At 69.7% G+C, this 4,525-nt stretch carries 5 protein-coding genes and 2 pseudogenes; 1 reads left to right on the top strand and 6 read right to left on the bottom strand.

The features are described from left to right. A pseudogene (locus JWR86_RS06585) lies at positions 1 to 493 on the top strand (aminomethyl-transferring glycine dehydrogenase subunit GcvPB); the annotation flags it as partial. A gap of 229 nt (positions 494 to 722) precedes the next feature. Here the strand turns inward: JWR86_RS06585 and JWR86_RS06580 are convergent. The 6 genes and pseudogenes from JWR86_RS06580 to JWR86_RS06555 all read right to left on the bottom strand — a co-directional run. Further along, complete coding sequence (locus JWR86_RS06580) at positions 723 to 1,211, bottom strand: ATP F0F1 synthase subunit B (RefSeq protein WP_299562506.1); 489 nt, start codon at positions 1,209 to 1,211, stop codon at positions 723 to 725. 9 nt (positions 1,212 to 1,220) lie between these two features. After that, entirely contained in the window at positions 1,221 to 1,781 is a 561-nt protein-coding gene (locus JWR86_RS06575) for a F0F1 ATP synthase subunit B' (RefSeq protein WP_366914559.1), read from the bottom strand. Between the two features lie 20 nt (positions 1,782 to 1,801). Then, entirely contained in the window at positions 1,802 to 2,029 is a 228-nt protein-coding gene (locus JWR86_RS06570; protein ID WP_299562503.1) for a F0F1 ATP synthase subunit C, read from the bottom strand. Between the two features lie 47 nt (positions 2,030 to 2,076). Beyond that, on the bottom strand, positions 2,077 to 2,820 hold the full coding sequence (locus tag JWR86_RS06565) for a F0F1 ATP synthase subunit A (RefSeq protein ID WP_299562500.1): 744 nt from the start codon (positions 2,818 to 2,820) through the stop codon (positions 2,077 to 2,079). Positions 2,821 to 2,879: 59 nt separating this feature from the next. Beyond that, on the bottom strand, positions 2,880 to 3,260 hold the full coding sequence (locus JWR86_RS06560) for an AtpZ/AtpI family protein (protein WP_299562497.1): 381 nt from the start codon (positions 3,258 to 3,260) through the stop codon (positions 2,880 to 2,882). 160 nt (positions 3,261 to 3,420) lie between these two features. Continuing rightward, positions 3,421 to 4,525: pseudogene (locus JWR86_RS06555) on the bottom strand (chromosome segregation protein SMC); the annotation flags it as partial.

Here is a 4,525-nt window from a genome sequence, read left to right as displayed (position 1 = left end):
CGTGCGGGCGCTCGCCTACATGTTGTCGCATGGCGGTGACGGCATGCGGCAGGCCTCCGAAGACGCGGTGCTCAACGCCAATTACGTGCGGGCCTGCCTGTCCGACCTGATGAGCCTCCCCTTCGGCGACAAGCCCTGCATGCACGAGGTGCTGTTCGACGATCGCTGGCTCCACGGCACCGAGGTCACGACGCTCGACGTGGCCAAGGCGATGATCGATGAGGGCTACCACCCGATGACGGTGTATTTCCCGCTGGTGGTGCACGGCGCCATGCTGATCGAGCCGACCGAGTCGGAATCCAAGGCGTCGCTCGACCTGTTCATCGCGGCCCTCCGGGACATCGCCATGGCGGTGAAGCGCGGCGAGGTGGAGCGCTTCAAGGGTGCCCCCTTCCACGCCCCGCGCCGCCGCCTCGACGAGACGCGGGCCGCCCGCAGCCCGGTGCTGCGCTGGACCAGGCCCGACCCGGTTTCCGCCGAGGCCGCGGAATAGCACCTCCGAACGGCGGGCCGCCGGTGCGGCCCGCCGCCGGGGTTTTCACGGAAAGACGCGGGGCAGGGGAGCGCTGGCCATTGGCCACAGTGCGCCTGGATCGGGCCCCGGCCGGAGGTCTTCGCGGTCTCCGGCCTCGCCCTGCTGGGCTGGCTCCGGGGACCGGGCACAAAAAAGGCGGGGCCCGGGGGCCCCGCCTTTTTGTCAGGACAGCAGCTTGCGGCTGCTGTCAGGAATGGAGCTTGCCGCGGATCTCGGCGAGGGAGCGGACCAGAAGGTCTTCGCCGCTCTGGCCCCGCACCTGCTCGCGCAGCACCGTTTCGGACACCTTGATGGCGGCCTCGGCGGCGGCGGCGCGGACCTGCTGGGTCGCCTGCACTTCCGCCTGAGCGATCTTGGCCTCGGCCGCCGCAGTGCGACGGGCGACGAAGTCGGTCATGCGGTCGTGCGCCTCGCGGGCAACCCGCTCGGCCTCGTCGCGCGCGGCGGCGATCATCTGATCGGCGTCGCGCTCGGCTTCCTGGCGGCGCCGGGTGTAGTCGGCGAGCACAGCGGCCGCTTCTTCGCGGAGCCGGCGGGCTTCGTCGAGCTCGGCCTGAACCAGGCGGCCGCGCCCGTCGATCGCATCCATGATCTGTTTGAACCCGCCTACGTACCAGACGATGGCGAGAAACAGCACGAAGGCGACGAGAACCCAGAATTCGGCAGTGAAGAACATCGGTCCAGCCTAGCGAAGGGTTCGGTCGAGCGCCGCGTCCACCACGGCCCGGTCGGGCGCGCGGCCGGTGACGCGTTCGACGATGGCGGTCGCTGCATCGGCCGCGATCCCCCGAACGTTGGACATCGCGGCGGTCGTCCGCGACCGGATGGTCGCTTCGGACGCAGCGATCTTCTCGGCCAGCTCGGCCTCGAGCGCCCGCCGCCGGACGTCGCTCTCGGCGGTGAGCTTGTCGCGCATCTCCTGGGCGATGCCCTTGGAGCGGTCGCGCGCTTCGGTCAGCGACAGCTGGTAGGCGGCCTCAGCCTCCTCCGAACGCTGCCGCATGGCCTGCGCCTCTTCCAGATCGCGAGCGATCCGGGAGCGGCGGTCTTCCAGCACCGCGCCGATCTTCGGCAGCGCCACCTTGGACATGAAGTAGTAGAGCAGACCGAACGCGATCGCGAACCAGAGCAGCTGGCCCCCGAAGGTGTTCGCCTGGAAGGGCGGGAAGCCCGGCTGGTGGGGCGCATGCGCCGCCACCTGCGAACCTTCCTTCGGCGCCCCCGCGGGAGCCTGCGCCTGGGCCATCGTGCTGGTCCCGGGCTCGCTCAGACGGCGAAGAGGAGGAGGAGTGCGACCAGCAGCGAGAAGATGCCGAGCGCTTCCGTCACCGCGAAGCCGAAGATGAGCCGGGCGAACTGGCCGTCCGCGGCAGAGGGGTTGCGCAGCGCGCCGGACAGGTAATTGGCGAAGATCAGGCCGACGCCGACGCCGGCGCCTCCCATGCCCAGGCAGGCCAGGCCGGCACCGATATACTTCGCAGCTTGCGGATCCATGATCAGGAACTCCTTAGGGGGTTAGTCTCGGGTGGAAACAGTCCGGCTCAGTGGCCGGGGTGGATCGCGTCGTTCAGGTAGATGCAGGTCAGGATGGTGAAGACATAAGCCTGCAGGAACGCGACCAGGAATTCGAGGGCGGTCAGTGCCACCGCGAGCGCCAGCGGCAGCGGCGACAGGATGCCCACGAAGCCGGCGGCCAGGAGCGAGGCCACGAAGCCGGCAAAGATCTTCAGCGCGATGTGCCCCGCCAGCATGTTGGCGAAGAGGCGGACCGAAAGGCTGATCGGCCGCGACAGAAACGAGATCACCTCGATCAGCACCACCAGCGGCATGATGTAGCCCGGCACGCCGGAGGGCACGAACAGGCCGAGGAAGTGGGTACCGTGCCGCATGAACCCGTAGACCACCACGGTGGTCATCACGATCATGGCGAGCGCGAAGGTGATGATGATGTGGCTCGTGACCGTGAAGCCGTAGGGCACCATGCCGAGCAGGTTCAGCACCAGCACGAAGGTGAACAGCGAGAACACGAGCGGGAAGAACCGCATGCCCTCGTCACCGGCCGATTGCCTCACCGTGTTGGCGATGAACTCGTAGCTCATCTCGACGACCGACTGGAGCCGGCCCGGCACCAGCGAGCTCGACCGCATCGCGGCCCAGGCGGCAAGCGAGATCAGGCCGACCGCGGCCAGCATGTAGAGGCTCGATTGCGTCAGGCCGATCTGCGGGATGATGGGCAGGAGCTCGAACTGGTGGATCGGGTCGAGCTTGCTGGTCGGAGCGGCCATCGCCGTGTCGATCTCTTCGTTTCAAGCGGCGCCGAGGCTTGCGCCCAGGCCGGGGTTCATCAATCGGGCTTGGCCACGTCGCCGACCCGGGCCGTGGGCGCCGGAAGACCGGCGGACCGCAGCACGTTGTAGACGCCGGCCGCGAAGCCGAGCAGCAGAAAGACGATCAGACCCCAGGGAGAGGTCCCGAGCCCCTTGTCGAACGCCCAGCCGAGCCCCCCGCCGACGATGACGCCAGCGATGAACTCGCTCGACGCGCGGAAGGCCCGTGCGAGACCCGACGGGTCGGACGACGACGCGCGCTGGGCCGGACTTGGCGGCGGGGCAGGGCGCCTCGCTTCCAGTTTAGCCCCAAGACGCTGAAGTCTCCCGGACAGATCGCCCCCGGTGGCCGCCCCCGACGCCTCCTGCCGATCCCTTCGCGAGTCGTTGCCGTTCATGGCGAAACCCGCGTGCGGACGAGCAGGATGGTCCGGACACACCCCCCGAAGCCGGCGGCACCATAGTTTCAGGGCCGGGGGGTGTCAAGAAGTGTTGCAAAGCTCTAAGCCATTGACGGGGCGGGATGTTTTCGATCCGGAGCGCGTCAGGCCGATTCCGTCAGCCGGCGTCCCGCAGTCGTTCGGCGGCCTGAAGATCGACCGAGACGAGTTGCGAGATGCCGCGCTCGGCCATGGTGACCCCGAACAGCCGGTCCATGCGGGCCATGGTGATGGGGTTGTGGGTGATCACCAGGAAGCGGGTCTGGGTCTCGCCCGCCATCGTCCGCAAGAGGTCGCAGAAGCGCTCGACATTGCTGTCGTCGAGCGGCGCGTCGACCTCGTCGAGCACGCAGATCGGCGAGGGGTTGGTCAGAAACACGGCGAAGATCAGGGCCGTCGCGGTGAGCGCCTGCTCGCCGCCTGACAGGAGGCTGAGCGATTGCGGCCGCTTGCCGGGCGGGCGGGCCGTGATCTCAAGCCCGGCCTCGAGCGGATCGTCCGAATCGACCAGGGTCAGCTCCGCCTCCCCACCGCCGAACAGGGTCGTGAACAGCCGCCTGAAATGCCCGTCGACCACTGAAAAGGCCGCGTTCAGGCGCTCGCGCCCTTCCCGGTTCAGAGACGAGATGGCGTGGCGGAGCCGCTTGATCGCCTCGAGGAGGTCGTCGCCCTCGGCGCGGAGCCGGTCGCGCCGGCCTTCCGCTTCTTCGAGCTCCTCGTCGGCCCGCAGGTTGACCGGGCCGAGGCGTTCCCGGTCGGCCCGGAGGGTGCTGAGCCGGGTCTCGGCGGCCGGGATGTCGAGTTCTTCCGCCGGCAGCGCTGCCTCGCGGAGGAGGTCGGCGGGGGCGAGCCCGAAGGTGTCGGCGATGGAGCGGGTCATGTCCGCCGCCCGCCGGCCCAGCGCCTCGACCCGGGCCTCGGCGGCGGCGCGCTGCTCGCGGGACTGAGCCAGGTGGTCGAGGGCCGTCCGGGCGGCGCGCTCGGCGGCGGCCAGGGCCCGCTCGGCGCCGGACAGACGGTCCGCGGCCTCCCTTCGGCGACGGTCCGCGGCCTGGATTTCGGCGCTGAGGGCACGCCGGCGGGCCAAAAAGGCGTCGGGTGCCGTTTCCAGCTCCTGGCGCTCGCGCTCCGCCTCCTGCTGCCGCGCCGCGAGTTCTGCGGCTGCGGCGTCCGCTCGACCGGCGCGCTCGCGCCACAGCGTGAGGTCGGTGGCGATGGCGGCA

Origin of the sequence: Enterovirga sp. (genome assembly GCF_028290205.1) — a bacterium.
Lineage (GTDB): Bacteria > Pseudomonadota > Alphaproteobacteria > Rhizobiales > Beijerinckiaceae > Enterovirga.
The sequence above is the reverse complement of the archived record's forward strand: the minus strand, read 5'-3'. Positions and strand labels throughout refer to the sequence as shown.

Excerpts from the sequence above, each read along its gene's own strand:
- JWR86_RS06570 (WP_299562503.1), bottom strand. The coding sequence starts at position 2,029 with ATGGATCCGCAAGCTGCGAAGTATATCGGTGCCGGCCTGGCCTGCCTG.
- JWR86_RS06580 (WP_299562506.1), bottom strand. The coding sequence starts at position 1,211 with ATGTTCTTCACTGCCGAATTCTGGGTTCTCGTCGCCTTCGTGCTGTTT.
- JWR86_RS06575 (WP_366914559.1), bottom strand. The coding sequence starts at position 1,781 with ATGGCCCAGGCGCAGGCTCCCGCGGGGGCGCCGAAGGAAGGTTCGCAG.
- JWR86_RS06565 (WP_299562500.1), bottom strand. The coding sequence starts at position 2,820 with ATGGCCGCTCCGACCAGCAAGCTCGACCCGATCCACCAGTTCGAGCTC.
- JWR86_RS06560 (WP_299562497.1), bottom strand. The coding sequence starts at position 3,260 with ATGAACGGCAACGACTCGCGAAGGGATCGGCAGGAGGCGTCGGGGGCG.